Origin of the sequence: Pseudomonas sp. GXZC, from assembly GCF_026967615.1 — a bacterium.
Taxonomy (GTDB): Bacteria; Pseudomonadota; Gammaproteobacteria; order Pseudomonadales; family Pseudomonadaceae; genus Aquipseudomonas; species Aquipseudomonas azotoformans_A.
Genome location: NZ_CP114115.1, coordinates 6,494,481 through 6,520,754 on the forward strand (window position 1 = coordinate 6,494,481; position 26,274 = coordinate 6,520,754).

The 26,274-nt window shown below is 61.0% G+C and carries 24 protein-coding genes; 17 read left to right on the forward strand and 7 right to left on the reverse strand.

Going from position 1 to position 26,274, the window contains the following annotated elements; all coding sequences use genetic code 11:
- Positions 1-4 precede the first annotated feature (4 nt).
- Positions 5-535 carry a DUF5943 domain-containing protein gene (locus OZ428_RS30730; RefSeq protein WP_033898043.1) on the reverse strand — a complete coding sequence of 177 codons (531 nt, stop codon included), beginning with the start codon at positions 533-535 and terminating at the stop codon, positions 5-7.
- 77 nt (positions 536-612) lie between these two features.
- Positions 613-1,590, reverse strand: a complete 978-nt coding sequence (locus OZ428_RS30735; protein ID WP_005792153.1) for a dipeptidase — start codon at positions 1,588-1,590, stop codon at positions 613-615.
- A 219-nt stretch (positions 1,591-1,809) separates the two neighbouring features.
- Here OZ428_RS30735 and OZ428_RS30740 point away from each other — a divergent pair, with 219 nt between their 5' ends.
- A complete protein-coding gene (locus tag OZ428_RS30740) occupies positions 1,810-2,211 on the forward strand; it encodes a lysozyme inhibitor LprI family protein (RefSeq protein ID WP_016977792.1) in 402 nt (133 codons plus the stop codon).
- Positions 2,212-2,251: 40 nt separating this feature from the next.
- Positions 2,252-2,668, forward strand: coding sequence for a DUF3010 family protein (locus tag OZ428_RS30745; protein ID WP_269132202.1), 417 nt, complete (start codon positions 2,252-2,254; stop codon positions 2,666-2,668).
- Positions 2,669-2,676: 8 nt separating this feature from the next.
- Here the strand turns inward: OZ428_RS30745 and OZ428_RS30750 are convergent, their stop codons facing one another.
- Together OZ428_RS30750 and OZ428_RS30755 are read right to left on the reverse strand one after the other, a co-directional pair.
- The gene (locus tag OZ428_RS30750) at positions 2,677-3,867 is read right to left on the reverse strand and encodes an AAA family ATPase (protein ID WP_269132203.1); all 1,191 of its coding nucleotides are present in this window, start codon (positions 3,865-3,867) and stop codon (positions 2,677-2,679) included.
- A gap of 68 nt (positions 3,868-3,935) precedes the next feature.
- Positions 3,936-4,880, reverse strand: coding sequence for a GlxA family transcriptional regulator (locus OZ428_RS30755; RefSeq protein ID WP_016977789.1), 945 nt, complete (start codon positions 4,878-4,880; stop codon positions 3,936-3,938).
- A 193-nt stretch (positions 4,881-5,073) separates the two neighbouring features.
- Between OZ428_RS30755 and OZ428_RS30760 the strand changes: the two genes are divergently transcribed.
- The 6 genes from OZ428_RS30760 to OZ428_RS30785 all read left to right on the forward strand — a co-directional run bounded on the left by OZ428_RS30760 (position 5,074) and on the right by OZ428_RS30785 (position 10,150).
- Entirely contained in the window at positions 5,074-6,018 is a 945-nt protein-coding gene (locus OZ428_RS30760; protein WP_033898036.1) for a choline ABC transporter substrate-binding protein, read from the forward strand.
- 73 nt (positions 6,019-6,091) lie between these two features.
- Positions 6,092-6,979 carry a 3-keto-5-aminohexanoate cleavage protein gene (locus tag OZ428_RS30765; RefSeq protein ID WP_033898035.1) on the forward strand — a complete coding sequence of 296 codons (888 nt, stop codon included), beginning with the start codon at positions 6,092-6,094 and terminating at the stop codon, positions 6,977-6,979.
- 31 nt (positions 6,980-7,010) lie between these two features.
- A complete protein-coding gene (locus tag OZ428_RS30770) occupies positions 7,011-7,976 on the forward strand; it encodes an L-carnitine dehydrogenase (protein ID WP_033898034.1) in 966 nt (321 codons plus the stop codon).
- 13 nt (positions 7,977-7,989) lie between these two features.
- Positions 7,990-8,469: a thioesterase family protein gene (locus tag OZ428_RS30775; RefSeq protein WP_133075417.1), complete on the forward strand. Its 480-nt coding sequence runs from the start codon at positions 7,990-7,992 to the stop codon at positions 8,467-8,469.
- Positions 8,470-8,478: 9 nt separating this feature from the next.
- Entirely contained in the window at positions 8,479-9,639 is a 1,161-nt protein-coding gene (locus tag OZ428_RS30780; RefSeq protein WP_133075418.1) for a gamma-butyrobetaine dioxygenase, read from the forward strand.
- 247 nt (positions 9,640-9,886) lie between these two features.
- A complete protein-coding gene (locus OZ428_RS30785; RefSeq protein ID WP_010207120.1) occupies positions 9,887-10,150 on the forward strand; it encodes a hypothetical protein in 264 nt (87 codons plus the stop codon).
- A gap of 163 nt (positions 10,151-10,313) precedes the next feature.
- On the opposite strand, the gene OZ428_RS30790 is transcribed toward OZ428_RS30785, so the two are convergent.
- Together OZ428_RS30790 and OZ428_RS30795 are read right to left on the reverse strand one after the other, a co-directional pair.
- The gene (locus OZ428_RS30790) at positions 10,314-11,417 is read right to left on the reverse strand and encodes a GlxA family transcriptional regulator (RefSeq protein WP_005792167.1); all 1,104 of its coding nucleotides are present in this window, start codon (positions 11,415-11,417) and stop codon (positions 10,314-10,316) included.
- Positions 11,418-11,951: 534 nt separating this feature from the next.
- A complete protein-coding gene (locus tag OZ428_RS30795) occupies positions 11,952-13,328 on the reverse strand; it encodes an L-serine ammonia-lyase (RefSeq protein ID WP_269132204.1) in 1,377 nt (458 codons plus the stop codon).
- Positions 13,329-13,346: 18 nt separating this feature from the next.
- Here OZ428_RS30795 and OZ428_RS30800 point away from each other — a divergent pair, with 18 nt between their 5' ends.
- The 4 genes from OZ428_RS30800 to choV all read left to right on the forward strand — a co-directional run bounded on the left by OZ428_RS30800 (position 13,347) and on the right by choV (position 16,778).
- The gene (locus OZ428_RS30800; RefSeq protein WP_133075420.1) at positions 13,347-13,547 is read left to right on the forward strand and encodes a hypothetical protein; all 201 of its coding nucleotides are present in this window, start codon (positions 13,347-13,349) and stop codon (positions 13,545-13,547) included.
- Between the two features lie 196 nt (positions 13,548-13,743).
- On the forward strand, positions 13,744-14,691 hold the full coding sequence (locus OZ428_RS30805; RefSeq protein ID WP_033898028.1) for a choline ABC transporter substrate-binding protein: 948 nt from the start codon (positions 13,744-13,746) through the stop codon (positions 14,689-14,691).
- Between the two features lie 66 nt (positions 14,692-14,757).
- Positions 14,758-15,603 carry a choline ABC transporter permease subunit gene (gene choW / locus OZ428_RS30810; RefSeq protein WP_016972877.1) on the forward strand — a complete coding sequence of 282 codons (846 nt, stop codon included), beginning with the start codon at positions 14,758-14,760 and terminating at the stop codon, positions 15,601-15,603.
- Positions 15,600-16,778, forward strand: coding sequence for a choline ABC transporter ATP-binding protein (gene choV, locus OZ428_RS30815; RefSeq protein ID WP_133075421.1), 1,179 nt, complete (start codon positions 15,600-15,602; stop codon positions 16,776-16,778). The genes choW and choV overlap by 4 nt, the downstream gene beginning before the upstream one ends.
- Positions 16,779-16,842: 64 nt before the next feature.
- Here choV and OZ428_RS30820 read toward each other — a convergent pair whose 3' ends face one another.
- Positions 16,843-18,777, reverse strand: a complete 1,935-nt coding sequence (locus OZ428_RS30820) for a BCCT family transporter (RefSeq protein ID WP_269134237.1) — start codon at positions 18,775-18,777, stop codon at positions 16,843-16,845.
- A 379-nt stretch (positions 18,778-19,156) separates the two neighbouring features.
- Here OZ428_RS30820 and betI point away from each other — a divergent pair, with 379 nt between their 5' ends.
- From betI to OZ428_RS30845, 5 genes are all read left to right on the forward strand, one after another.
- Entirely contained in the window at positions 19,157-19,750 is a 594-nt protein-coding gene (betI, locus tag OZ428_RS30825; protein ID WP_033898023.1) for a transcriptional regulator BetI, read from the forward strand.
- Positions 19,751-19,860: 110 nt separating this feature from the next.
- On the forward strand, positions 19,861-21,333 hold the full coding sequence (betB, locus tag OZ428_RS30830; RefSeq protein ID WP_016977776.1) for a betaine-aldehyde dehydrogenase: 1,473 nt from the start codon (positions 19,861-19,863) through the stop codon (positions 21,331-21,333).
- A gap of 194 nt (positions 21,334-21,527) precedes the next feature.
- Entirely contained in the window at positions 21,528-23,231 is a 1,704-nt protein-coding gene (gene betA, locus OZ428_RS30835) for a choline dehydrogenase (RefSeq protein ID WP_269132205.1), read from the forward strand.
- Positions 23,232-23,477: 246 nt separating this feature from the next.
- Positions 23,478-24,920: a TldD/PmbA family protein gene (locus tag OZ428_RS30840; RefSeq protein WP_269132206.1), complete on the forward strand. Its 1,443-nt coding sequence runs from the start codon at positions 23,478-23,480 to the stop codon at positions 24,918-24,920.
- Positions 24,920-26,236 carry a TldD/PmbA family protein gene (locus OZ428_RS30845; protein ID WP_269132207.1) on the forward strand — a complete coding sequence of 439 codons (1,317 nt, stop codon included), beginning with the start codon at positions 24,920-24,922 and terminating at the stop codon, positions 26,234-26,236. Before OZ428_RS30840 ends, OZ428_RS30845 begins: the two co-directional genes overlap by 1 nt.
- The last annotated feature ends 38 nt before the right edge of the window (positions 26,237-26,274 follow it).

Below are 26,274 nucleotides of genomic sequence, written 5' to 3' on the forward strand. Positions count from 1 at the left end.
CGGCTTACAACGGCTTGACGGTGAACAGGCCGTCATCGTGGCCCTCTTCGGAGCCTCCGTAGACTTGTTCGGCGACAGTGCGGATCTGGCTGCCGCGGGCTTGCAGGATCTGGTCCATGGCGCCGGCAAACCAGCCGGTGAACATGTAGTCGACCTTGCGCCCGACCTTGCCGTACACGTACACAAACGCGGAGTGTTCCAGCTTGACGCTGCAGGTGCCTTTGTCGAGGTCGATATCCTGGATCTTGAACAGGCCCCAGCCGCGTTGCGACAGGCGCTTCATGTAGTGTTCGAACACCGCGACGCCTTCCAGGCCGTGGCATTCGGCTTCTTTCTCGCACCAGTGCCAGGCGGATTTGTAGCCGGCCTTGTAGAGGATTTCGGCGTAGGCGTCAGCGCCCAACACTTCTTCGATGCCGATGTGGTTGTTGACGAAGAAATGGCGCGGCACGTACAGCATCGGCAGGGCGTCGGAGGTCCAGACACCGGTTTCGCTGTCGACTTCGATAGGCAATTGCGGGGCGATCTTGGCCATGGAAACTTAACTCCAGAAAAATTCTTGTTGATGCCCCCGGCGCGAATGGCCGGGGAAAAAGATGCGTTGGCGGTGGCTTATTCGCCCCAGACGTCCTTGAGGACGTTGACCCAGTTTTCGCCCATGATCTTGCGTACCACGCGCTCAGGGTGGCCGCGCTTGAGCAGGGTCTCGGTGAGGTTGGGGAATTCGCCCACGGTGCGGATGCCCAGCGGGTTGATGATCTTGCCGAAGCTGGTCAGGCGGCGGGCGTAGCCCTTGTCATGGGTCAGCATTTCAAAGAAATCCTGGCCATGGCCCTGGGTGAAGTCGGTGCCGATGCCGATGGCGTCTTCGCCGACGATATTCATGGTGTATTCGATGGCTTCGGCGTAGTCGTCGATGGTCGAATCGATGCCTTTGGCCAGGAACGGCGCGAACATGGTCACGCCGACAAAACCACCGTGGTCGGCAATGAACTTGAGTTCTTCATCGGACTTGTTGCGCGGGTGTTCTTTGAGCCCGGACGGCAGGCAGTGGGAGTAGCACACCGGCTTTTTCGATTCGAGGATGACTTCTTCGGAAGTCTTGGAGCCGACGTGTGAGAGGTCGCACATGATGCCGACGCGGTTCATCTCAGCAACGATTTCACGGCCGAAACCCGACAGGCCGCCATCACGCTCGTAGCAACCGGTGCCGACCAGGTTCTGGGTGTTGTAGCACATCTGCACCACACCGACGCCGAGCTGCTTGAAGATCTCGACATAGCCAAGCTGGTCTTCGAAGGCATGGGCGTTCTGGAAGCCGAAGATGATGCCGGTCTTGCCCTGCTCCTTGGCGCGGCGGATGTCGGCGGTGGTTTTCACCGGGATCACCAGGTCGCTGTTTTCACGGATCAGGGTCTGGCTGGCCACGATATTGTTGATGGTGGCCTGGAACCCTTCCCACACCGACACGGTGCAGTTGGCAGCGGTGAGGCCGCCTTTGCGCATGTCCTCGAACAGGTCGCGGTTCCACTTGGCAATAATCAGCCCGTCGATAACGATGCTGTCGGCGTGCAATTCGGCTGGGCTCATCAGGCGTCCCCTTATTGGCGATTCATGCGCCGAATCGTCTGCCGGCGCTTTGGGGCCAGCATATGCCCAGGGGCCGACAGAGCCGGGTGCAAAAACGACAGGGGAATTGCCGAAAGCGTCAATCCGCGACAAAGGCTGTTATGAGAGGTCTGACTGGCGGCTGTTCTTTGTCCTACGCTTGAGCCAGAATTCCCGCATCACCTGATATGAGACGGCGCAATGAAATCGATTTTCCTGGCTTTGGCACTCATCGCAACCGGCGTCCACGCGGCCGAAGACACCGACAGCACGCCGTGCGACGGCATCGAAAACGACAAGCAAACCCTGGAATGCGCCTCCTACAACAAAACCACCGCCGAACAACTGCTCAAAGACAACTATCAAGGTCTGCTGGAACGCATGGCTTCGACCTATGGCAGCGACAAGACCAAGCTGGCGGACATTACCGCTCGTCTGAAGGATGCCCAGCAGAAGTGGGAAAAGTTACGGGATGCTGATTGCGCCGTGGACACCTTCCCGGCAGTGAACGGCACCAAGGCGTATGCGATTGCGCAGAATGACTGCCTGGCACGAATGAGCGATGAGCGGTCGGAGTTTTTGGAGTCGATTGGGCAGGAATAAACGACAATCACCGCCACTCTTCTCTGAACCAAGGCTATTCATGACTATTTGCGGCATCGAAATCAAAGGCAGCGAAGCCATCATCGCTGTCGCCTCCCTGGACAATCAGGCGTTGAGCCATGTCGCCCTCGCGACCAAGAAGATCGCACTTGAAGACGACGATGAGGCCGCCAACGTCAAAACCTTCGCCGCTCAAGTGAAAGCGTTTGTGCAGGAAAACGCCATCACCCGTATCGCCATCAAGAAACGCAGCAAGAAGGGTGAATTCGCCGGTGGCCCGACCACGTTCAAGATTGAAGGGGTGTTTCAGTTGCTGGATGCGGTTGAGGTGACGCTGCTGTCACCGCAGACCCTCAATGCGCAGAACAAGAAGCACAATTTTGAACTGCCGGCGACGCTGAACAAGTATCAGCACGAAGCCTACAAAGCGGCGTGCTCGGCCCTGCTAAAGAAATAAGAAACCCCCTATCCACTGTGGGAGCTGGCTGTACGCCCCCTGTGTTGCAGCCAATCGCCAAAGGTCTTGTCCTCCAGGGCATAACCGCCCCGGCTCGACTTCCACACCAGTTCCTTGTCGCGCAGGGCATCGATGCAAGCCTGAATCGTCTGGGTGCCCGGCACCACGTCACTGCCCATGTCTTCCAGCGCTTTGCTGACCGCAGCGAGGGTGCTGTCGGTGAACGGCGCGAAGGGTTCGTTGGTTTGAGAGCGCTCTACCATCACTTGCAGCACGGCGCGCTGGGGGATGGTGAGCGTGTTCCAGGCGCTTTCGAATTCGGTCCACACACCTGCGCGCAACAGTTCGGCGCGACTGTGCAGCAGCTGGCCCAAATTGCTCGCCTCGCCCAGCTCCAGCGCCACTTCACCGATGATCGTGCGCAACATCTCGGGGCGCCGGCCAACCAGCTCAAACGCCTCATCAATATCGGCCGCGTTGAATTGGTTGGTTTTCGCCAAGTGCGCGTTGAGGTGCGCGGTGTAGGCCTGGGTGAACGCTTTGCCCAGCAACGGGAACGGCGTAATGCTGGAACCGAAGAACGGCTGGCTTTTACCCAATACCAGGTGGGCCAGCTTGTCGCGGTTGGAGCCGGTGAACACCAGATGCAAACCGCTGCCCTCCTCGTCACGCCCCTGGTTGAGCTGATCCCGGGCGGCCTTCAGCGCAAACATCGCATTGATGCCTGAATCGCTGGTCAAGGCGTGCTGCGCCTCGTCAATCACTAGGACGACGGGTTTTTCCGCCGCGTGATGCAATAACTCCAAGGCTTGAGTCAAGGTCGCGCCGACCGGCAATTGAGGCTTGCTGAAGTCCCAGGACAGCGTACGCAGAAAGCTCAGTTTCTCGATCCCAAGGTTCTTGGCGAGCTTGCGAATGCCCTTTTCATAGGGCACCAGCGCTGCGCCAATGGCGCTGGCAATCAACTCCGCAGGGTCTTTCTCTTTGTCGGCCCACAGGTCGACGTACACCGCCAGCCACCCTCGAAGCTGACACTCCGGGATCAGGTCTTCGCGCAAAAAAGTACTTTTGCCCGTGCGACGCGGCGCCGCGAGAAACAGGCCAGAGGTGAAATCCTGAATACCGGCCCCCACCAGGCCGTCGGCAATGCTGCTTGCCAGCGCGGGACGGCGGAATACAAAGCCGCTGTGCTTGGACATGGTTTTATACTCAATTATTGAAAGGACTATAAATTATAGTAACGAGTATAATTGACTATAATTGGCCGTCAAACCACTTCCCTTCGCCGATCCTCCCTCGGGCACTTCGCAAACCGTGCCCGATAACTGCGGGTGAAATACGACGGCGACTCAAACCCACAGGCAATGCTCACTTCCAGCACACTCATGTCGCTCTGGCGCAGCAGTTGCCGGGCTTTCTCCAGGCGCAGGCCGAGGTAGAAGTTACTGGGGGTGTCGTTCAGGTGCAGGCGGAACAGGCGCTCCAGTTGGCGGCGCGTCACTTTGATCGCTTCGGCCAGCGCCAATGTGCTCAGGGGCGGCTCGGTGTGCTGCTCCATCTCGCCGATCACTTGCACCAACTTCTTGTTGTTGATGCCGTAGCGCGTGGCGATCTGCATGCGCTGGTGGTCTTTGCGTGGACGGATGCGGCCGAGCACGAATTGTTCGGAGACCTGGATCGCCAGTTCAGGGCCGTGGGCCTGGGCGATCAGGTCAAGCATCAGGTCGATGGAGGCCGTACCGCCAGCGCAGGTGATGCGGCGGCGGTCGATCTCGAACAGCTCCTGGGTCACGGTGAGCTGTGGATAAGATTCCTTGAAGGCGTCGATGGCTTCCCAGTGCAGGGTCAAGCGGTGGCCGTCGAGCAGGCCGGCTTCGGCGAGGACGCAGGCGCCGGTGTCGATGGCGCCGAGGGTCACGCCGTCGTGGTCGAGGCGGCGCAGCCAGTGTTCCAGCGCGGGGGTGGCGAATTGCAGCGGTTCGAAGCCCGCGACCACCAGCAAGGTCGCGCCTTTTTTCAACGGTTCCAGCGCGGCGTCGGCGTTGACCGACATGCCATTGCTCGCCAGCACCGCGCCGCCATCGGCGCTCAGCACGTGCCAGCGGTATAGCTCGCCACGAAAGCGGTTGGCCACCCGCAGCGGTTCCAGCGCGGAGATAAAGCCAATGGCCGAGAAGCCCGGCATCAGCAGAAAGTAGAAATCCTGGGACATGGTGGCGCTCTCGTCGGACGGGCAGCGTGGCACTGTGATACTCCCGTTCTCGGGTGGATTCAAGGGGGCAGGTCGCTGCAGTGCAAGAGCTGGTCGCCGCCGTGCGTTTTATAGGCCCTCAAGCTGCGTAACTTGATCCCACGGCGCACAAAGACGCCGGACCCCACAATAACGACCTGCCGAGGGATCCACCATGAACCGACTGATCAGCCGCTGTGTGCTTGCACTCAGCGCCAGCGCCATCTTGAGCACGAACGTACTGGCTGCCGACGCGGCATCTTGCCAGAACGTGCGCATGGGCGTGGTGAACTGGACCGACGTAATCGCCACCAGCGCCATGACCCAAGTGTTGCTCGACGGCCTCGGCTACAAGACCAAACAGACCAGCGCCTCCCAGCAAATCATCTTCGCCGGCATCCGCGACCAGCGCCTGGATTTATTCCTGGGCTACTGGAACCCGCTGATGACCCAGACCATCACGCCGTTCGTCGACGCCAAGCAAGTCAAGGTCCTCGACAAACCCAGCCTGGAAGACGCGCGCGCCACCCTCGCCGTGCCGACTTACCTGGCGGACAAGGGCCTGAAAACCTTCGCTGACATCGCCAAGTTCGAAAAAGAACTGGGCGGCAAGATCTACGGCATCGAGCCAGGCTCGGGCGCCAACACCCAGATCAAGGCAATGATCGCCAAGAACCAGTTCGGCCTGGGCAAGTTCCAGCTGGTCGAGTCCAGTGAAGCCGGCATGCTCGCCGCCGTCGACCGCGCGGTGCGCCGCAAGGAAGCCGTGGTGTTCTTTGGCTGGGCGCCGCACCCGATGAACGTCAACGTCGCCATGACCTACCTCACCGGCAGCGACGACGCCCTGGGCCCGAACGAAGGCATGGCCACCGTGTGGAGCGTCACCGCGCCGAACTACGCCGAGCAGTGCCCCAACGTGCACAAACTGCTGACCAATCTGACCTTCACCGCCGCCGACGAGAGCCGGATGATGCAGCCATTGCTGGATCACAAGGATGCCATCGAGTCCGCCAAGCAGTGGCTCAAGGATCACCCGCAAGACCAGGCGCGCTGGCTGGAAGGGGTGACCACCTTCGACGGCAAGCCGGCCGCGACCAACCTGCAATTGACCAGCCAATAACCTTTTCTGAACCACCGTTTCGCAGCCCAACCGGGCTGCGAACGGCACCACCACGCCTGTAAGGAACCGCCAAATGAACCACGACGTCATCATCACCTGCGCACTCACCGGTGCTGGCGACACGACCAGCCGCAGCCCCCACGTGCCGGTCACCCCCAAACAAATCGCCGCCGCCGCCGTGGAAGCGGCCAAGGCCGGCGCCACCGTTGTGCACTGCCATGTGCGTGATCCTGAAACCGGCAAGTTCAGCCGCGACGTCGCCCTGTACCGCGAAGTGATGGAGCGCATTCGCGAGGCCGACATCGACATTATCGTCAACCTCACCGCCGGCATGGGCGGCGACCTGGAGATCGGCGGCGGCGAGAACCCGATGGAGTTCGGCCCCAACACCGACCTGGTCGGCCCGTTGACCCGCCTGGCTCACGTCGAGGAGCTGCTGCCGGAAATCTGCACCCTGGACTGCGGCACCCTGAACTTTGGCGATGGCGACACCATTTACGTCTCCACCCCGGCGCAACTGCGGGCCGGCGCCAAGCGCATCCAGGAACTGGGCGTTAAGCCTGAGCTGGAAATCTTCGACACCGGTCACCTGTGGTTCGCCAAGCAGATGATCAAGGAAGGCCTGCTCGACAACCCACTGTTCCAACTGTGCCTGGGCATCCCATGGGGCGCACCGGCGGACACCACCACCATGAAAGCCATGGTCGACAACCTGCCCGCCGACGCGGTGTGGGCGGGCTTTGGCATCGGCCGCATGCAAATGCCGATGGCGGCGCAAGCGGTGCTGCTGGGCGGCAACGTGCGGGTCGGCCTGGAAGACAACCTGTGGCTGGACAAAGGCGTACTCGCCACCAACGGCCAGTTGGTGGAGCGCGCCAGTGAAATTCTCAGCCGCCTGGGTGCACGGGTCATGACCCCGGCTGAAGGTCGAATCAAGATGGGTTTGACCAAGCGCGGTTGATCGTAGCCACCACTTTTTTTAGGAATTTGCCATGAGCTTTATCACCGAAATCAAAACCTTCGCCGCCCTCGGCAGCGGTGTCATCGGCAGCGGCTGGGTGTCCCGCGCCCTGGCCCATGGCCTGGATGTGGTCGCCTGGGACCCGGCGCCCGGTGCCGAAGCCGCACTGCGCAAGCGGGTTGCCAATGCCTGGGGCGCCTTGGAAAAACAAGGCCTGGCGCCGGGTGCGTCCCAGGATCGCCTGCGCTTTGTCGCCACCATCGAAGAGTGTGTGAAAGACGCCGACTTCATCCAGGAAAGCGCCCCGGAGCGCCTGGAACTGAAACTCGACCTGCACAGCAAGATCAGCGCCGCCGCCAAGCCGAATGCGTTGATTGGGTCGAGCACGTCCGGCCTGTTGCCGAGCGAGTTCTACGAAGGTTCGACCCACCCTGAGCGCTGCGTGGTCGGCCACCCGTTCAACCCGGTTTACCTGCTGCCGCTGGTGGAAGTGGTCGGTGGCAAGAACACCGCACCAGAGGCAATCCAAGCCGCGATCAAGGTGTATGAATCCCTCGGCATGCGCCCTCTGCACGTACGCAAGGAAGTCCCGGGCTTTATCGCCGACCGTCTGCTTGAAGCGCTGTGGCGTGAGGCCCTGCACCTGGTCAATGACGGCGTCGCCACCACCGGCGAAATCGACGACGCGATCCGCTTTGGCGCGGGCTTGCGCTGGTCGTTCATGGGCACCTTCCTGACCTACACCCTGGCCGGCGGCGACGCCGGCATGCGCCACTTCATGGCGCAGTTCGGCCCGGCGCTGCAGTTGCCGTGGACCTACCTGCCGGCGCCGGAGCTGACCGACAAGCTGATCGACGATGTGGTCGACGGCACCAGCGATCAACTGGGCAAACACAGCATTTCGGCGCTGGAGCGCTATCGTGATGATTGCCTGCTGGCGGTGCTGGAAGCGGTGAAAACCACCAAGGCCAAGCACGGCATGACGTTCGCCGAATAACGGAACCCCTGACATGCCCGCACTCACCACCTACACCACCCAGGTCCACCCCGACTGGGTGGACTACAACGGCCACCTGCGCGACGCGTTCTACCTGCTGATCTTCAGCTACGCCACCGACGCGCTGATGGACACCCTCGGCCTGGACAGTGAAAACCGCGAAGCCAGCGGCCATTCACTGTTCACCCTGGAGCTGCACCTCAACTACCTGCACGAAGTGAAACTGGGCGCCGACGTGGAGGTGCATACCCAACTGATCGCCTTTGATGCCAAGCGCCTGCACCTCTATCACAGCCTGCATCTAGTGGGCGATGAAAAGGAGCTGGCGGGCAACGAGCAGATGCTGCTGCACGTTGATCTGGCCGGCCCGAATTCGGCGCCGTTCACCGAGGCCACGCTGGAAAAACTCACGGCCATCAGTGCCGAGCAGGCCGACCTGCCGCGCCCCGCCCTGCTTGGCCGAGTGATTGGACTGCCCCCCAAGAAGCAATAAGGAGCCACCATGCAAACCGCCGCCGCTGTCGCCGATTTCCGTACCTACCCGAAGATCTGCGACATCGCGGACGTGCGGGTGCTGGACGATCAAATCCTCGTGCATTGGGCCGATGGGCGGGTCAGCCCGTTTCATCACCAATGGCTGCGGGACAACTGCCCCTGTGCAGAATGCGTGTACAGCGTGACCCGTGAGCAAGTGCTGGAGATTGTCGACGTAGACGCCAATCTCAGGGCTGCCTCGGCCCGTCTTGATCAAGGCAATCTGTGGGTGGAATGGAGCGGCGGCCACCGCAGCCAGTACGATCCCGGCTGGTTGCGGGCCCATGCCTATGACGACGAATCCCGTGCCGAACGCCGTGCGGCAAAACCCCAATCGCAGTTGTGGGACAGTCGCTTCCAACTGCCGGTGTTCGACTACTCGACGGTCATGGAAGACCCGAACACGCTGCTGCAATGGTTGCTGGCGCTGCGCGATTCAGGCCTGACGCAAATCCGGGGCGTCCCAACCGAGCCTGGCTCCCTGGCGCTGATCGCCAAGCGCATTGCCTTCATCCGCGAGAGCAACTTCGGCGTGCTGTTCAATGTGCAATCCAAGGCCGATGCCGACAGCAATGCCTACACCGCTTTCAACCTGCCCTTGCACACCGATCTGCCCACGCGGGAGCTGCAACCGGGCCTGCAATTCCTGCATTGCCTGGTGAACGATGCCAGCGGTGGCGAGAGCATTTTTGTCGACGGGTTTGCCATCGCCAACGCCCTGCGCACGGAAGAGCCCGAAGCGTTCCGGGCACTGTGTGAGATCCCGGTGGAGTTTCGCAACAAGGACCGGCACAGCGACTATCGCCGCCTGGCGCCGATCATTGCGCTGGATGCGCTGGGGGATGTGGCGGAGATTCGCATGGCCAACTTTCTGCGTGGGCCGTTCGAGGCCAGCGTTGCGCAGATGCCATTGCTGTATCGCGCGTATCGACGTTTTATCGCCATGACGCGGGAGGATCGCTTTCGTGTGGTCAAGCGCCTGAATCCGGGGGAACTGTGGTGCTTCGATAACCGCCGCACTTTGCATGCGCGTAATGCATTTGACCCCACTTCAGGGGCGCGGCACTTCCAGGGTTGCTACATTGATCGAGATGAATTGCTCTCGCGGATCCTGGTATTGCAGCGTTAAAAAAAGCCCCGATCCAGCCGTGACTGAATCGGGGCAGAGTGCCTTGTGTGAGCGTGACATCCTGAGGGTGACCAAACCTTCAAGCTGAGTGCTTGGGTTCAGTGTGCCCATTAATGCGCTCGGTAAATGGCCCGAAAACGACATGCTCGTAGCCATCTGAGGCATTCGTGCAATCTGGCCTTGCCGACCGCTTGGGCGGCTACCAGAATCGAGGTCAAACCCCGTTCCCTTCACCAGGATAAACGTCATGATGCACGCGGACTTGATTGACCAGGATGACCTGCTGGGCCAACTGCGCTCACTGGGTTTTGAAGTCTCCAGCGGCGCCACCGCCGAGCAGGCCTGCGAGTGTGCGGTGCGTGGGTTGAGCGAGGCTCGGGCCAAGGCGCTCAAGGGGATGGTTGAGCAGATGTACACCGGTAGCGCGACGATCCTGCCGGCCGTGAGGCAGGCGATCGACAAGCAGCTATTGCCGGCGTTGGTGCAGTTCAAACAGAACTCCGGCGCCTGAATAGATCACTGTGGCGAGCGGGCTTGTTGTGGTGAGCGGGCTTGCCCCGCGCTGGAGTGCGAAGCGCTCCCAAGATTTTAGGCCCGCTGCGCAGCCCAGCGCGGGGCAAGCCCGCTCACCACAGTAAGCCCGCTCACCACAACAGCCCGGCTCACCAAAAGGTCTAGAGCCGAACGCTGGCAAACGTCGATTCGTTACGCGCCTGACTCAACGCCGACATCGGCCCCGACAACGGTGACAACACCAGCGCCTGCGGAATCGGCATCATCGCCACTTGCTGGGTGGTGTTGGAGCCCACACGCTCATCCCGTGGCGGAATGCCGAAGTATTCGCGGTAGCACTTGGAGAAGTGCGGCGTGGAGACAAACCCGCACACCGACGCCACTTCGATGATCGACATCGGCGTTTGCTTGAGCAACTGCCGCGCGCGGATCAGGCGCAGCTTGAGGTAGTAGCGCGACGGCGAGCAATGCAGGTATTTCTGGAACAAGCGCTCCAGCTGGCGACGGGACACGGCGACGTACACCGCGAGTTCGTCCAGGTCGATCGGCTCTTCCAGGTTGGCTTCCATCAGCGCGACGATTTCCTGCAGCTTCGGCTGGTTGGTGCCGAGCATGTGCTTGAGCGGCACACGCTGGTGATCCTGTTCGTTGCGGATGCGTTCGTACACGAACATCTCGGAGATGGCGGCCGACAGTTCACGGCCGTGATCGCGGCTGATCAGGTGCAGCATCATGTCCAGTGGCGCGGTGCCGCCGGAACTGGTGAAGCGGTTGCGGTCGAGGGTGAACAGGCGTGTGCTCATGGCCACGCGGGGGAAGGCTTCCTGCATCGAGGCCAGGCATTCCCAGTGCACGCTGCAATCAAAACCATCGAGCAAACCGGCGCAGGCCAGTGCCCAACTGCCGGTGCATACAGCGCCCAAGCGGCGCGATTGGCGCGCCTGGCTTTGCAGCCACGACACATGTTCACGGGTCACAGTACGTTGGATACCCACGCCGCCGCACACAATCACGGTGTCCAGGGCTGGGGCTTTGTGCATGGAAGCATCGGGGGTGATTTGCAGACCGTCGCTGGCCCACACCTGGTTTCCGTCGACACTCAAGGTCGTCCAGCGATACAGCTCGCGACCGGAGAGCTGGTTGGCCATGCGCAGGGGTTCGACTGCGGAGGCCAGGGAAATCAGCGTGAAATTGTCCAGCAGCAAAAAGCCGATGGATTGAGGCGCACGGTTCTGGGGTTGGGCCCCGGAGTTGAACGACGTCATCGCGGTATCTCCTCACACAAAGCGGGTGATGGCCTCAGGCGAGGCTCTTGTTATTGCGCTCTTCATCCAGCCAGGAGAGAGGCTTTGAATTGATAGAGCAAATGCCATGCCTAAAATTGAATGGCCGTCCAATAACTCCTAAAAACGACCTGATGACGCGTCTAGATAAGCCCGCGCCGCGAGTACGGATATAGCCGGAATCGGCTGTAGGAAAGAGTCTGCCCACGAGGCGTGAGCAGATCGGTAGCACTTGTGGGAAGGCGCTTTGCGGGTATGGGAGAAGTCTGTCACCCCAAGCACGGGTGACCGGTGGTCCGGCGGGAAATCGTTCGGTAGCTACTTATCTGTTTGCGACGCGCTAAAAGGTGGCGCTTTTGGATCCGGGTGTTCACTTGTAGTGAGCGGGCTTGCCCCGCGCTGGGTGGCGAAGCCGCCCCAAAATCAGGCGACTCGTTATTAGCTGACACTATGTGGTGCCTTTATTGGGGCGGCTTCGCCACCCAGCGCGGGGCAAGCCCGCTCACTACAAAACCATCAACACTCCACAGCACTCACCGCCAACCCACCCCGCGATGTCTCTTTGTATTTGTCATGCATATCCGCCCCGGTATCGCGCATGGTGCGAATCACCCGGTCCAGGGAGATAAAGTGCTGGCCATCACCACGCAGCGCCATTTGCGCGGCGTTGATCGCCTTCACCGCCGCAATCGCATTGCGCTCGATGCACGGCACTTGCACCAGTCCACCCACGGGGTCGCAGGTGAGACCCAGGTTATGTTCCAGGCCGATCTCGGCGGCATTGCATAGTTGCTCCGGCGTAGCGCCGAGGATCTCGGCCAAGCCGGCGGCGGCCATGGCGCACGCCGAACCGACTTCGCCCTGGCAACCGACTTCGGCACCGGAGATCGACGCGTTCTTCTTGCACAGGATCCCCACCGCCGCCGCACCCAGCAGGTAGTCGACGACGTTGGCTTCGGTGACTTCCTCGCTGAACTTCATGAAGTAGTGCAACACCGCCGGGATAATCCCCGCCGCGCCGTTGGTAGGTGCGGTGACCATGCGTCCACCCGCGGCGTTTTCTTCATTGACCGCCAGGGCGAACAGGTTGACCCATTCCATGGCGCTCAAGGTCGAACCGATCACGTTCGGCTTACCCAACTCTTGCAGGCTGCGATGCAACTTGGCCGCACGCCGGCGCACGTTCAAACCGCCAGGCAGGATGCCTTCGTGCTTGAGGCCCTGCTCCACGCAATCCTGCATGGCGCGCCAGAGTTTCATCAGGCCGCTGCGGATTTCTTCTTCGGAGCGCCAGGTTTTTTCGTTAGCCAGCATCAACTCGGCCACGCGCAGGTTGTGGGTCTTGCACAGCTGCAACAGCTCGACCGCGCTGGAAAAATCGTAAGGCAACTCGGTCCGGTCCATATCGGCCACGCCGCTTTGCGCCTGGGCCTCATCCACCACGAAACCGCCACCCACTGAATAGTAGGTGTCGCGGTGCAGTTCAGCGCTATCGCCGTACACCACCAGTGTCATGGCGTTGGGGTGGAACGGCAGGTTTTCGTCGAGCAGGCGCATGTCCCGCGCCCAGACGAAGGGCACTGGCAGGCGCCCGTCCAGCAGCAAGGTGTCGGTCTCGCGCAGGGTGTGAATGCGCAGGCCGATTTGCGAAGGATCGATCGCGTCCGGCCACTCGCCCATCAGCCCCATGATGGTCGCGGTGTCGCTGCCGTGGCCAATGCCGGTGGCGGACAAGGAGCCGTAGAGCTGAACTTCGACGCGCCGCACTTGTTCCAACAGTTCACGTTCACGCAAGCCTTGAACGAACAACGCCGCGGCGCGCATGGGGCCGACGGTGTGAGAACTCGAAGGCCCGATGCCGATCTTGAACAGGTCGAAAACACTGATAGCCATTGCCGTGGAACTCCGCAGGTGAGCAAACCGGGCACCAAGGAGCTGCTACGCTCAAATCGCCCAGATGGCGGCATCATCAAGCTTTTGCTGACCGCCACGGCGTCTCACACCGACGTAACCATGCTCACCAGCGTCGCTTGCGTACGATCACCTGTTTTGGCCGTTTTTAGCGGTGCAGATGGACGAAAACTGCAGTTTCGCCTCTGGAAAAATCTGTAAGCGACGTCACCGACACTGGATACGACCATCCCTGTACTGGATACGACGCCCCCTGTAGGCGTCAGATTTTCACTGGTACATGATCAGTCTCGACTCGTTTGCAAGGCACCGTGCCAGAGCTGTTGTCGCACGCACCAACCGCAACACTTATAAAGCGCGGCGAATGCCGCCAGAAAAAACACAGGAGTCTACCCAGATGAAAGGTTCACCCTCGTTGTTGTTGGCCGCCATGCTGAGTCTGCCAGTCATGGCGCACGCCGCAGAACCGGCACAATGTCAGACCGTCAACTTCTCCGATGTCGGCTGGACCGACATCACCGTCACCACCGCGACCACCAGCGAGATCCTCAAGGGCCTGGGCTACAAGCCGCGCACCACGATGATTTCGGTACCCGTGACCTACAAGTCACTGGCCGACGGCAAGAACATGGACATCTTCCTCGGCAACTGGATGCCGACCATGGAAAACGACATCAAGCAGTACCGTGATGCCGGCACCGTGGAAACCGTGCGCGCCAACCTGGAGAACGCCAAGTACACCCTGGCCGTCCCGGAAGCGCTGTACAACAAAGGCCTCAAGGACTTCGCCGACATCGCCAAATTCAAGGATGAGCTGGGCGGCAAGATCTACGGCATCGAGCCGGGCAACGACGGCAACCGCACCATCCAGACGCTGATCGACAAAGACGCCTTCGGCCTGAAAACCGCCGGTTTCAAAGTGGTCGAATCCAGCGAAGCCGGCATGCTCTCCCAGGTCGAACGCGCCTCCAAGCGTGACCAGGCCATCGTGTTCCTCGGCTGGGAACCGCACCCGATGAACACCCGCTTCAAGATGAAGTACCTGACCGGCGGTGACGACTCGTTCGGCCCCAACTACGGCCAGGCCACCATCTACACCAACACCCGCAAGGGTTATACCCAGGAATGCAGCAACGTCGGCCAGTTGCTGAAAAACCTGGTGTTCACCCTGGACATGGAAAGCACCCTGATGGGTAAAGTCCTGGACGACAAACAAAAGCCTGACGCCGCCGCCAAGGCCTGGCTGAAAGCCAACCCGCAAGTCCTCGACACCTGGCTCGCCGGTGTCACCACCGTAGATGGCAAACCAGGACTCGACGCCGTTAAAGCCTACCTCGCCAAGTAATGTTGTCCCCGGGGCGGTGCGCTGCCCCGGGATGTTTTCCCTCTTCGCATGTGGACATTCACTACCATGCTGACTGAACAGAAAATCCCACTAGGCCAGTACATCGCTGCCTTCGTCGAATGGTTGACCCAACACGGCGCCAACTACTTCGACGCAATCGCATCGACACTGGAAACGATGATCCACGGCGTGACGTTCGCGCTGACCTGGTTCAATCCGCTGGCATTGATCGGTCTGATTGCGCTGCTGGCTCACTTTATCCAACGTAAATGGGGACTGACTGTTTTTGTCATCGCCTCCTTCCTGCTGATCCTCAACCTGGGGTACTGGCAGGAAACCATGGAGACCCTGGCGCAAGTGCTGTTCGCCACTCTGGTCTGCGTGGTCATCGGTGTGCCGCTGGGCATTGTTGCCGCGCACAAACCGTTGTTCTACACCATGATGCGGCCGGTGCTCGATCTGATGCAGACCGTACCGACCTTCGTCTACCTCATCCCTACCCTGACCCTCTTCGGGCTGGGTGTGGTGCCTGGGCTGATTTCCACGGTGGTGTTCGCGATTGCCGCGCCGATCCGCCTGACCTACCTGGGTATCCGTGATGTACCGCAAGAGTTGATGGACGCCGGCAAGGCCTTTGGCTGCTCGCGCCGTCAGTTGCTCTCGCGCATTGAACTGCCCCACGCCATGCCGAGCATTGCCGCCGGCATTACCCAATGCATCATGCTGTCGTTGTCGATGGTAGTGATCGCGGCCCTGGTGGGCGCCGACGGCCTCGGCAAACCGGTGGTCAACGCGCTGAACACCGCCGATATCGCCTTGGGCTTTGAAGCCGGTCTGGCGATTGTGCTGCTGGCCATCATGCTCGACCGCATCTGCAAACAACCCGACGCTAAAGTAGGGGGTGATGCATGAGCATTATCCGATTCGACAATGTCGACGTGATCTTTTCCAAAGACCCACGCGAGGCGCTCAAGCTGTTGGACCAAGGCATGAGCCGTAATGAAATCCTGAAAAAGACCGGGCAGATTGTCGGCGTAGAAAAAGCCAGCCTGGACATCGAGAAAGGCGAGATCTGTGTGCTCATGGGCCTGTCGGGCTCCGGCAAATCCAGTCTGTTGCGCTGCATCAACGGCCTCAACACCGTCAGCCGTGGCCAGTTGTTCGTGGAGCATGAAGGTCGCCAGATCGACATCGCCTCCTGCACACCCGCCGAGCTGAAAATGATGCGCACCAAACGCATCGCCATGGTGTTCCAGAAGTTCGCCCTGATGCCTTGGCTGACAGTGCGCGAAAACATCAGCTTCGGCCTGGAAATGCAGGGCCGCCCGGAGAAAGACCGACGCAAGCTGGTGGATGAAAAACTTGAGCTGGTGGGCCTGACCCAATGGCGCAACAAGAAGCCGGACGAACTCTCCGGCGGCATGCAGCAACGGGTCGGCCTGGCCCGCGCGTTGGCGATGGACGCCGACATCCTGCTGATGGACGAACCCTTCTCCGCCCTCGACCCGCTGATCCGCCAAGGCCTGCAGGATGAGTTGCTGGAACTGCAACGCAAGCTGAGCAAGACCATCGTCTTCGTGAGCCACGACCTCGACGAGGCGCTCAAACTGGGCAGCCGCATCGCGATCATGAAAGACGGCAAGATCATCCAGTACAGCGTGCCGGAAGAGATCGTGCTGAACCCGGCGGACGACTATGTGCGTACCTTCGTGGCGCATACCAACCCGCTGAACGTACTGTGCGGCCGCAGCCTGATGCGCACGCTGGACAACTGCAAGCGCGTCAACGGTTCGGTGTGCCTGGACCCGGGCGGCGACTCGTGGCTGGACCTGGCCGAAGGCAACACTATCAAGGGTGCCCGCCAGAATGGTGCGGTGATGAACCTGCAGAACTGGGCGCCGGGGCAAGCGGTGGAAGGTTTGGGCCGAGTGCCGACGCTGGTGGATTCGAATATCGGCATGCGCGACGCGTTGCAGATTCGTTATCACACCGGGAACAAGCTGGTGTTGCATGACAACAACCAGGTGGTGGGGATTCTCGGAGACAGCGAGTTGTACCACGCCCTGCTGGGCAAAAACCTGGGGTAATCCCCCGAGTACAAAAACGCCGCGAGGATCGCGGCGTTTTGTTTTACAGGTGGATGATCAACCTTCAGCTATAGACACGGCCAAGGAGCTGCCGATGGCTTTCAAACTGATCGAGCACGTCCCGGGTGATCTGTTCCTGGGCGAAGCCCATCAGGTCGTATTCCTGAGGCCCGTTGTGCAGGTAGACCTCGGCACGGTAGTAACGCGTGCGCTCTTCCTCGGGCAAGTCGCTCGGTGCCGACGAGTAAGCATCCAGGCTCACTTCGTAGACAAACGGGTTGCCCTCTTCCATCTCGATGCGCACACCGATGCAGCGCTTGGATTTACCCAGCAGCGTCTGCACTTCCAGCCCCTGGTCACGCAACGCCGTCGCCGCTTCTTCCAGTGCCGGGGTGACGTGCTTGTCCATAAAACGTTGCACGGTGCCTTGGCTCGGTTGCAGGTCCAGCGCGGTCAAACGCTCGCTGAAACCACGGCGGCCACGCTCGGCCAGTTGCGCCTGCTCCTGTTCGATAGCCACGTCCTGGCGCATCGCCTTGTGCAAGCCGAACATGAAGAAGATCAACACCACCGAGAACGGCAGCCCCGCCAGCACCACCATGGTCTGCATGGCTTCGAAGTTGCCGGCGAACAACAGGCCGATGGTCACCAGGGTGATCACCGCCGACCAGAAGATCCGCAGCCAGTGCGGCGCATCTTCATCCACATTGCCGCCTTTGCACGACAGGTTGGCCATCATCACCGCGCCGGAATCCGCCGGGGTCAGGAACAGCACGAAGCCCACGAAGATCGATACACCGATGACGACTTTCGACGCCGGGTAATGCTCAAGCAACTGGTAAATCGCCATGGACGGCTGTTCCAGCGCGGTCTTGCCCAACTCCACCGCGCCGTGGTTCAGCACCAGGTCCAAGGCCGAGTTCCCGAAGATCGACAACCACGCCAGGGTAAAGCCCAGCGGGATCAGCAGCACGCCGGCCACCAGTTCACGCACCGTGCGACCACGGGAAATACGCGCGATGAACATGCCCACGAATGGCGCCCAGGAAATCCACCACGCCCAATAGAACAGGGTCCACAGGCCCATCCAGCGTTCGGTCTTGTCAGCGTCGCCTTCGTACACATAGAGGTCGAAGGTTTTCAGGATGATGCCGTTGAGGTAGTCACCGGTGTTCTGCACCAAGCCGTTGAGCAAATGCAGAGTCGGGCCGAACAGCAGCACGAAGATCAACAGGCCGCTGAACAACACGATGTTGAGGTTGGACAGGCGGCGAATGCCGTTCTCCACGCCAGACACGGCGGCGATGGTCGCCACGGTGCTCATCACGATGATCACGATCAGCAGGTTGGTGTTGCTGTGCTCCATGCCGAACAGGTTTTCCAACCCGGACGACACCTGCATCGAACCAATCCCCAGGTTCGTCACCAGGCCCAACAGGGTCACGAACATGCCGAAACCGTCCACCGCGTGGCCGGCCGCGCCTTTCACCCAGCGCTCGCCCACCAGCGGGTACAACGCCGAACGCAAGGCCAGCGGCTGGTTATGGCGATAAGCGAAGTACGCCACGGCCAGGCCGACCAAGGCATAGATCGCCCAGCCGTGCAGGCCCCAGTGCAGAAAGGTCAGTTGCAGCGCCTGGCGTGCGGCGCCATTGCTGGCGGCTGCGCCTTCGGGCGGGTTGAAGTAGTGGTCCAAAGGCTCGGAAGCACCAAAGTACAACAGCGAAATGCCGATGCCCGATGAGAACAACATGCCGGCCCAGGCGCCGTAGCTGAAGTCCGGGGTGTCGTCCTTGCTGCCCAGTTTCAATTTGCCATAGGAAGAAAACGCCAGGCCGACCACGAACACCAGGTAGGCGGCGATGACCACCATGTAGTACCAGCCGAAGCTTTTCGACAGCCACGCCTGGGCGACACCGAGCATGCGCCCGGCCTCCTGCGGGGCGATGATCAGGATGGCAGTCAACAACAGAATCAACGCGGTGGAGGTGTAGAACACCCAACCGTTGACCCGCACCTTTTCCGGTGGGGTCTTTATAAGAGAGGCAGAACTCATGGCGCAGATGCTCCGGGCAGTGCGAGAGAGAAACACAAGGCAACGGTTATCCCGGGACATCGATTTTTCGGCAGTCGACGGACGGGTGTTATAAAGACACCCCTTAAATCCCTGCACCCCATGAGCGCAGTGCCCAGGGACGTTTCAGGGGTTTAACCAGGTGCCAGATGTCGCGCCTACAAGTAGGAAATGCCTGTAGGACGCGACCATTTGTCGCAGATCTTATTCTTTGTTGATTGAACGTTCAATCAAAACAAAATAGACTGGCCCTCAAGCCGACGGACGTTGATCGCCCATCGGCAGGCCTAAGGAGAGGTGCTACATGCCCAAGGTCGGTATGCAACCCATACGCCGCCAGCAGTTGATCGAAGCCACGCTGACGGCCATCGATCAGGTCGGAATGGGAGATGCCAGCATTGCGCTGATCGCCCGTTTGGCCGGCGTTTCGAACGGCATCATCAGTCACTACTTTCAGGACAAGAACGGCCTGATCGCCGCGACGATGCGGTACTTGATGAATGCGCTGATCGAGAACGTCCACGAACGCAGGCTCGCACTGAAGGACGACAGCCCACGGGCACACCTTCAGGTGATCATCGAGGGCAACTTCGATGCCAGCCAGGTCAACGGCCCGGCAATGAAAACCTGGCTGGCCTTCTGGGCCACCAGCATGCATCACCCGTCATTGCACAGGTTGCAGCGGATCAACGATCAACGTCTGTATTCCAACCTGTGCTGCCAGTTCCGCCGAGTGCTGCCGCTGCCGCACGCACGCAAAGCAGCCCGAGGCCTGGCGGCCCTGATCGACGGTTTATGGTTGCGCGGCGCCCTGTCGGGAGACGCTTTCGACACGGCGCAGGCGCAACGGATCGCTTACGAATACATGGATTTCCAATTGGCCAAGCAGGTGAGTTAGAGCACACATAACCGCTCAACCCCTGAACTGCTGTCGCTCAGTGTTGCCACACCCTTATGGCTCACTGTTCGGCGGTTAACGCCAACCACTTATGCACTTGCGAGGACTTTATGGCCCGTTTCGACCTGCAAAAACTCTACATTGACGGCGGCTACAGCGACGCTGGCAGCGATGCCACCTTCGAAGCCATCAACCCGGCTAACGGTGAAGTTCTCGCCCAAGTGCAACGCGCGACTAAAGAAGACGTTGAACGTGCCGTGGTCAGCGCCGAAAAAGGCCAGAAAATCTGGGCCGCCATGACCGCCATGGAGCGTTCGCGCATCCTGCGTCGTGCCGTCGACATCCTGCGCGAGCGCAACGACGAGCTGGCCGCCCTGGAAACCCTGGACACCGGTAAATCCTTCTCCGAAACCAAGTACGTCGACATCGTTACCGGCGCTGACGTGCTGGAATACTACGCAGGCCTGGTGCCAGCCATCGAAGGCGAGCAGATCCCACTGCGCGACACTTCGTTCGTCTACACCCGCCGCGAGCCGCTGGGCGTGGTCGCCGGTATCGGCGCGTGGAACTACCCGATCCAGATCGCCCTGTGGAAATCCGCACCGGCCCTGGCTGCCGGTAACGCAATGATCTTCAAGCCGAGCGAAGTCACTTCGCTGACCACCCTGAAACTGGCCGAGATCTACACCGAAGCCGGCGTTCCGGCGGGCGTGTTCAACGTACTGACCGGCAGTGGCCGTGAAGTCGGCACCTGGCTGACCGAACACCCGCGCATCGAGAAAGTCTCGTTCACCGGTGGCACCGACACCGGCAAGAAAGTCATGGCCAGCGCTTCCAGCTCTTCGCTCAAAGACGTGACCATGGAACTGGGCGGCAAGTCTCCGCTGATCATCTTCGACGACGCCGACCTCGACCGCGCCGCCGACACCGCGATGATGGCCAACTTCTACAGCTCCGGCCAGGTCTGCACCAACGGCACTCGTGTATTCGTACCCAAGCACCTGCAAGCTGCGTTCGAAGCCAAGATCGTTGAGCGTGTCGCGCGCATTCGCGTTGGTAACCCGGAAGACGAAAACACCAACTTCGGTCCGCTGGTCAGCTTTGCCCACATGGAAAGCGTGCTGGGCTACATCGCCAAGGGCAAAGAGCAAGGCGCCCGCCTGCTGTGCGGCGGCGACCGCCTGACCGACGGCGACTTCGCCAAAGGCGCCTTCGTGGCCCCGACCGTGTTCACCGACTGCACCGACGACATGGTCATCGTGCGTGAAGAAATCTTCGGCCCAGTGATGAGCATCCTCACCTACGAAACCGAAGAAGAAGTGATCCGCCGCGCCAACGACACCGACTTCGGCCTGGCGGCTGGCTTGGTGACCAAGGACTTGAACCGCGCCCACCGCGTGATTCATCAGCTGGAAGCGGGTATCTGCTGGATCAACGCCTGGGGCGAGTCCGACGCGAAGATGCCGGTTGGCGGCTACAAGCAGTCGGGTGTGGGCCGTGAGAACGGCATCAGCTCGCTGAACAACTTTACCCGCATCAAATCGGTACAGGTTGAGCTGGGCGATTACGCCTCGGTGTTCTAACCCACAGGAGCCCTGGGGTGCGCCTTTGTGGCGAGGGAGCTTGCTCCCGCTGGGCTGCGAAGCAGCCCCACCCCAGGCACCGCAGTTCTTCAGACCGAACTCGTTCGCTGGTTTTGCGACTGCTACGCAGTCGAGCGGGAGCAAGCTCCCTCGCCACAAAAGCAGCTTGAACCACTTATATGAGGGTGCATCCAATGTCCCAAGAATACGATTACATCATTGTGGGTGCCGGCTCCGCCGGTAACACCCTGGCGACCCGCCTGACCGAAGACGAAGGCGTCACCGTCCTGCTGCTGGAAGCCGGTGGCCCCGACTACCGTTTCGACTTCCGCACGCAAATGCCAGCCGCCCTGGCGTTCCCACTGCAAGGCCGCCGCTACAACTGGGCCTACGAGACCGATCCAGAGCCACACATGGACGGCCGTCGCATGGAGTGCGGTCGCGGTAAGGGCCTGGGTGGTTCTTCGCTGATCAACGGCATGTGCTACATCCGTGGCAACGCCATGGACTACGACAACTGGGCGAAATTGCCAGGCCTGGAAAACTGGACTTACCTGGACTGCCTGCCGTATTTCCGCAAAGCCGAAACCCGCGACATCGGCCCCAACGATTGGCACGGCGGCGATGGCCCGGTCAGCGTGACCACGCCAAAGGCTGGCAACAACCCGCTGTTCCACGCCATGGTTGAAGCCGGCGTACAGGCCGGTTACCCGCGCACCGTCGACCTGAACGGCTACCAGCAAGAAGGCTTCGGCCCGATGGACCGTACCGTCACGCCTAAAGGCCGTCGCGCCAGCACCGCGCGCGGTTACCTGGATACCGCCAAGAAGCGCTCCACGCTGACCATCGTCACTCACGCCCTGACCGACAAAGTCTTGTTCGAAGGCAAGCGTGCCGTGGGCGTGCGTTACCTGATCGGCGCCGCCGAAGAGCGCGTTGAAGCCCGCGCCCGTAAAGAAGTGCTGGTGTGCAGCGGCGCAATCGCTTCGCCGCAACTGCTGCAACGCTCCGGCGTGGGCCCGGCCAAACTGCTGGAAAGCCTGGACATCCCAGTGGTCCACGACCTGCCAGGCGTCGGCGAAAACCTGCAGGATCACCTTGAGCTGTACCTGCAATATGCGTGCACCCAGCCGGTCTCGCTGTACCCGTCGCTGCTCTGGTACAACCAGCCGGCCATTGGTGCCGAGTGGCTGTTCAACGGCACCGGTATCGGCGCCAGCAACCAGTTCGAAGCGGGCGGTTTCATCCGTACCCGTGAAGAATTCGAGTGGCCGAACATCCAGTACCACTTCCTGCCGGTGGCGATTAACTACAACGGCAGCAACGGTGTGAAAGAGCACGGTTTCCAGGCGCACATGGGTTCCATGCGTTCGCCGAGCCGTGGTCGCATCCAGCTGAAGTCGAAGAACCCACGGGACTACCCGAGCATCCTCTTCAACTACATGGCCACCGAACAGGACTGGCAGGAATTCCGCGACGGCATCCGCCTGACCCGTGAAATCATGCAGCAGCCGGCACTCGACCAGTACCGTGGCCGCGAGATCAGCCCCGGCATTGACGTGCAAACCGATGAGCAGCTCGACAAGTTCATCCGTGAGCACGCCGAGACTGCGTTCCACCCGTCCTGCTCGTGCAAGATGGGCACCGACGAGATGGCCGTAGTGGACGGTGAAGGCCGCGTGCATGGCATGCAGGGTCTGCGCGTCGTGGATGCGTCGATCATGCCGATCATCACCACCGGCAACCTGAACGCGCCGACGATCATGATCGCCGAGAAAATCGCCGACAAGATCCGCGGCCGCCAGCCGCTGCCGCGCAGCACCGCCGACTACTACGTGGCGGGCGATGCGCCAGTGCGTGGCAAGCCGATGCGTGAAGTGGGGCCTACCGCGCAATAACGCTAAACCTTGTGGTAAACAGGCTTTGTGTGTGGTGAGCGGGCTTGCCCCGCGCTGGGCTGCGCAGCGGCCCCAAAAATCTTGGGAGCGCTTCGCACTCCAGCGCGGGGCAAGCCCGCTCACCACAACAAGCCCGCTTGCCACAATAGTTCACCTGCCACAAATGGTTGCCTTTCCTTGATCAGCTCCTAGCCCAGGCCTACTCTGTTGGCCTGCCCGCGCCGAGCCGCCCACAAGGAAGGCCCCATGTTCGACCACCACGCCACACTCAAAAAACACTTCAGTGCCCTGCGCACCACCGCCGAATTCTTCTCGCTGCGCTACGTACGCGAATCAGGCCACTACCTGGCCGTACGCAAGAACGTCGCCGAACCACCGCACCTGAACCACGACGAAGGCGCCATGCTCACCGTGCGTGTCAACGGTGTGGAGGCCTACGCGGCAACCAACGATATTTCCCTGCCCGGCCTGCAAGCCGCCCTTGAGCGTGCCGAACAGCAAGCCCGGTTGATCAAGCCCCACGCCCTGCTCGACCTGCGCGACCAGCATGTCTCCAGCGATGTGGCGGACTATTTGTCCCCTGAGCTCAACCAGCCCTTCCCGTCCTTGAGCGACTGCTACCAGCTGCTGGGCGATGAGTCTGCCGCTGTGCCGAAGGACGAGCGCCTGGTGAGCTGGGAAGTCAGCCTCGGCCTGGCCCACGTCGAGCAGATCTACCTCAACAACGCCGGCGCCGAACTGCGCCAGGCCCAGCGTTTCGTGTTCCCCGGCGTCAACGTGACCGCCTACGACGGCAACGATAGCCAGAGCCGCACCCTGGGCGGCAGCAACTTCGGCCAGCAAGGCGGCTTTGATGTGATCAGCCGCTTCGGCCTGGTCGGCGCCGCGCCACGCATTGCCGACGAAGCCCTGCAACTGCTGCTCGCGCCGAACACCCCCAACGGCCCACGCGACCTGCTGCTGATGCCCGACCAGATGATCCTGCAGATTCACGAATCCATCGGCCACCCGCTGGAGCTGGATCGCATTCTGGGTGACGAGCGCAATTACGCTGGCACCAGTTTTGTGAAGGCCAGCGACTTCGGCCATCTGCACTATGGCTCGCCCTTGCTCAACGTGACCTTCGACCCGGATATCCCCGAGCAACTCGCCAGCTACAGCCATGACGATGACGGCACGCCCGCCAGCAAGCAGTTCCTGATCCGCGAAGGGCTGCTGCTCAAACCGCTGGGCGGTGCGCTGTCGCAGTTCCGTTCGGGTATGAGCGGCGTAGCCAACAGCCGGGCCAGCAGTTGGAACCGCGCGCCCATCGACCGCATGGCCAACCTGAACATCGAAGCGGGCGACAAGAGCCTGGCGCAACTGATCGGCGGTATCGAAAACGGTGTGCTGATGTCGACCAACCGTTCATGGTCCATCGACGATGCGCGCAACAAATTCCAGTTCGGCTGCGAATGGGGCCAATTGATCGAGAACGGCGAGCTGAAAGGCGTGGTGAAGAACCCCAACTACCGCGCCATTTCTGCCAACTTCTGGCGCAACCTCAGCGCAGTCGGTGACGCCAGCACCTTCAAGGTCTTGGGCACGCCGAACTGCGGCAAAGGCGAACCCAACCAAGTGATCCGCGTCGGCCATGCGTCGCCGGCCTGCGTATTCAGTGATGTCGACGTATTTGGGGGAGACGCCTGATGAACAACTTCAAGGCATTGGTGGAATGGCTCAAGCACACCATCACCGACAACGAACAGTTCCACCTGGGCTATGCGGATGAAGCGTCCGAATTCGTGCGTTTCAATCACGCCAAGGTGCGCCAGGCCGGCCAGGTGCAACAGGCCAGCCTCAACCTGAAACTGATCAACGACGGCCGCCATGCTGACCTGGGCATCACCCTGGCCGGCGAGCCCGAGCTGGACCGCCAGCGTTTGGCCGATGGCCTGCAACAGCTGCGTGAAACCCTGCCGCTGCTGCCTCAGGATCCGTACCTGCTGCTGAACCACAATGCCTGGCAAAGCAGCAACGAACAAACCCGCCCGCTGCCGGAACTGGCCCAGGTACTGGAAGACATCAGCCAGGCCGCCCACGGCGTCGACCTGGTCGGTTTCTATGCGGCCGGCCCCATCAGCCGGGGCTTTGCCAGCTCGTCGGGCGCCTTCGGCTGGCACCAGGCCAATAGCTTCAACTTCGATTTCAGCCTGTTTCACGCCAATGGCGAAGCGGTGAAAGCCAGCTACGCCGGGCACACCTGGGACAGCGCCGAGTTTGCCGCGCGCTTCCAGCAGGCCCGCGAACAGCTGGAGTTCCTCGGCCGGCCACTGCACACACTGGCGCCTGGGCAATACCGCGCCTACCTCGCCCCGGCGGCGATTGAAGAGATCATCAGCATCATCACTTGGGGTGGTTTTTCAGCCCAGGCCATCGCCAGCAAGGGCAGTTCGCTGCAAAAGCTGTACGCCGGCGAACAGTCCCTGAGCCCGCTGGTGACGCTGACGGAACAGATCAGCGGTTCCCTGAGCCAGGCGTTTTCCACCGAAGGTTACCCGCGCGGCGACGTCACGCTGATCAAGGCGGGAAACGCCGAGGGCCAATTGATCAATTCGCGCAGCGCGGCCGAATACGGCTTGAGCACCAATGGCGCAAGCAGCGATGAATCGCCCAGCGCCTTGCAGATGGCCGCCGGCAGCCTGGCCCAGGCCGATATCCTCAAGCAGTTGGGCACCGGGTTGTACATCAGCAACCTGTGGTACCTGAACTATTCCGACCTGCCGGCGGCACGTCTGACCGGCATGACGCGCTTCGCCACCTTCTGGGTGGAAGACGGCGAGATCAAGGCGCCGGTCAGCACCATGCGCTTTGATGACAGTGTCTACAGCCTGCTCGGTTCGCAGCTCGAAGCCCTGACCGCTGATCGGGAGTTGCTGCTTTCTGCCAGCACTTACAGTCAGCGCAATACCGCCTCAAATCTGCTGCCAGGAGCGTTGGTAAAACGCCTGACACTTACTCTGTAAGCGTCTTACGCCTGTAGGCAGAGGCATTCCTACAGGTG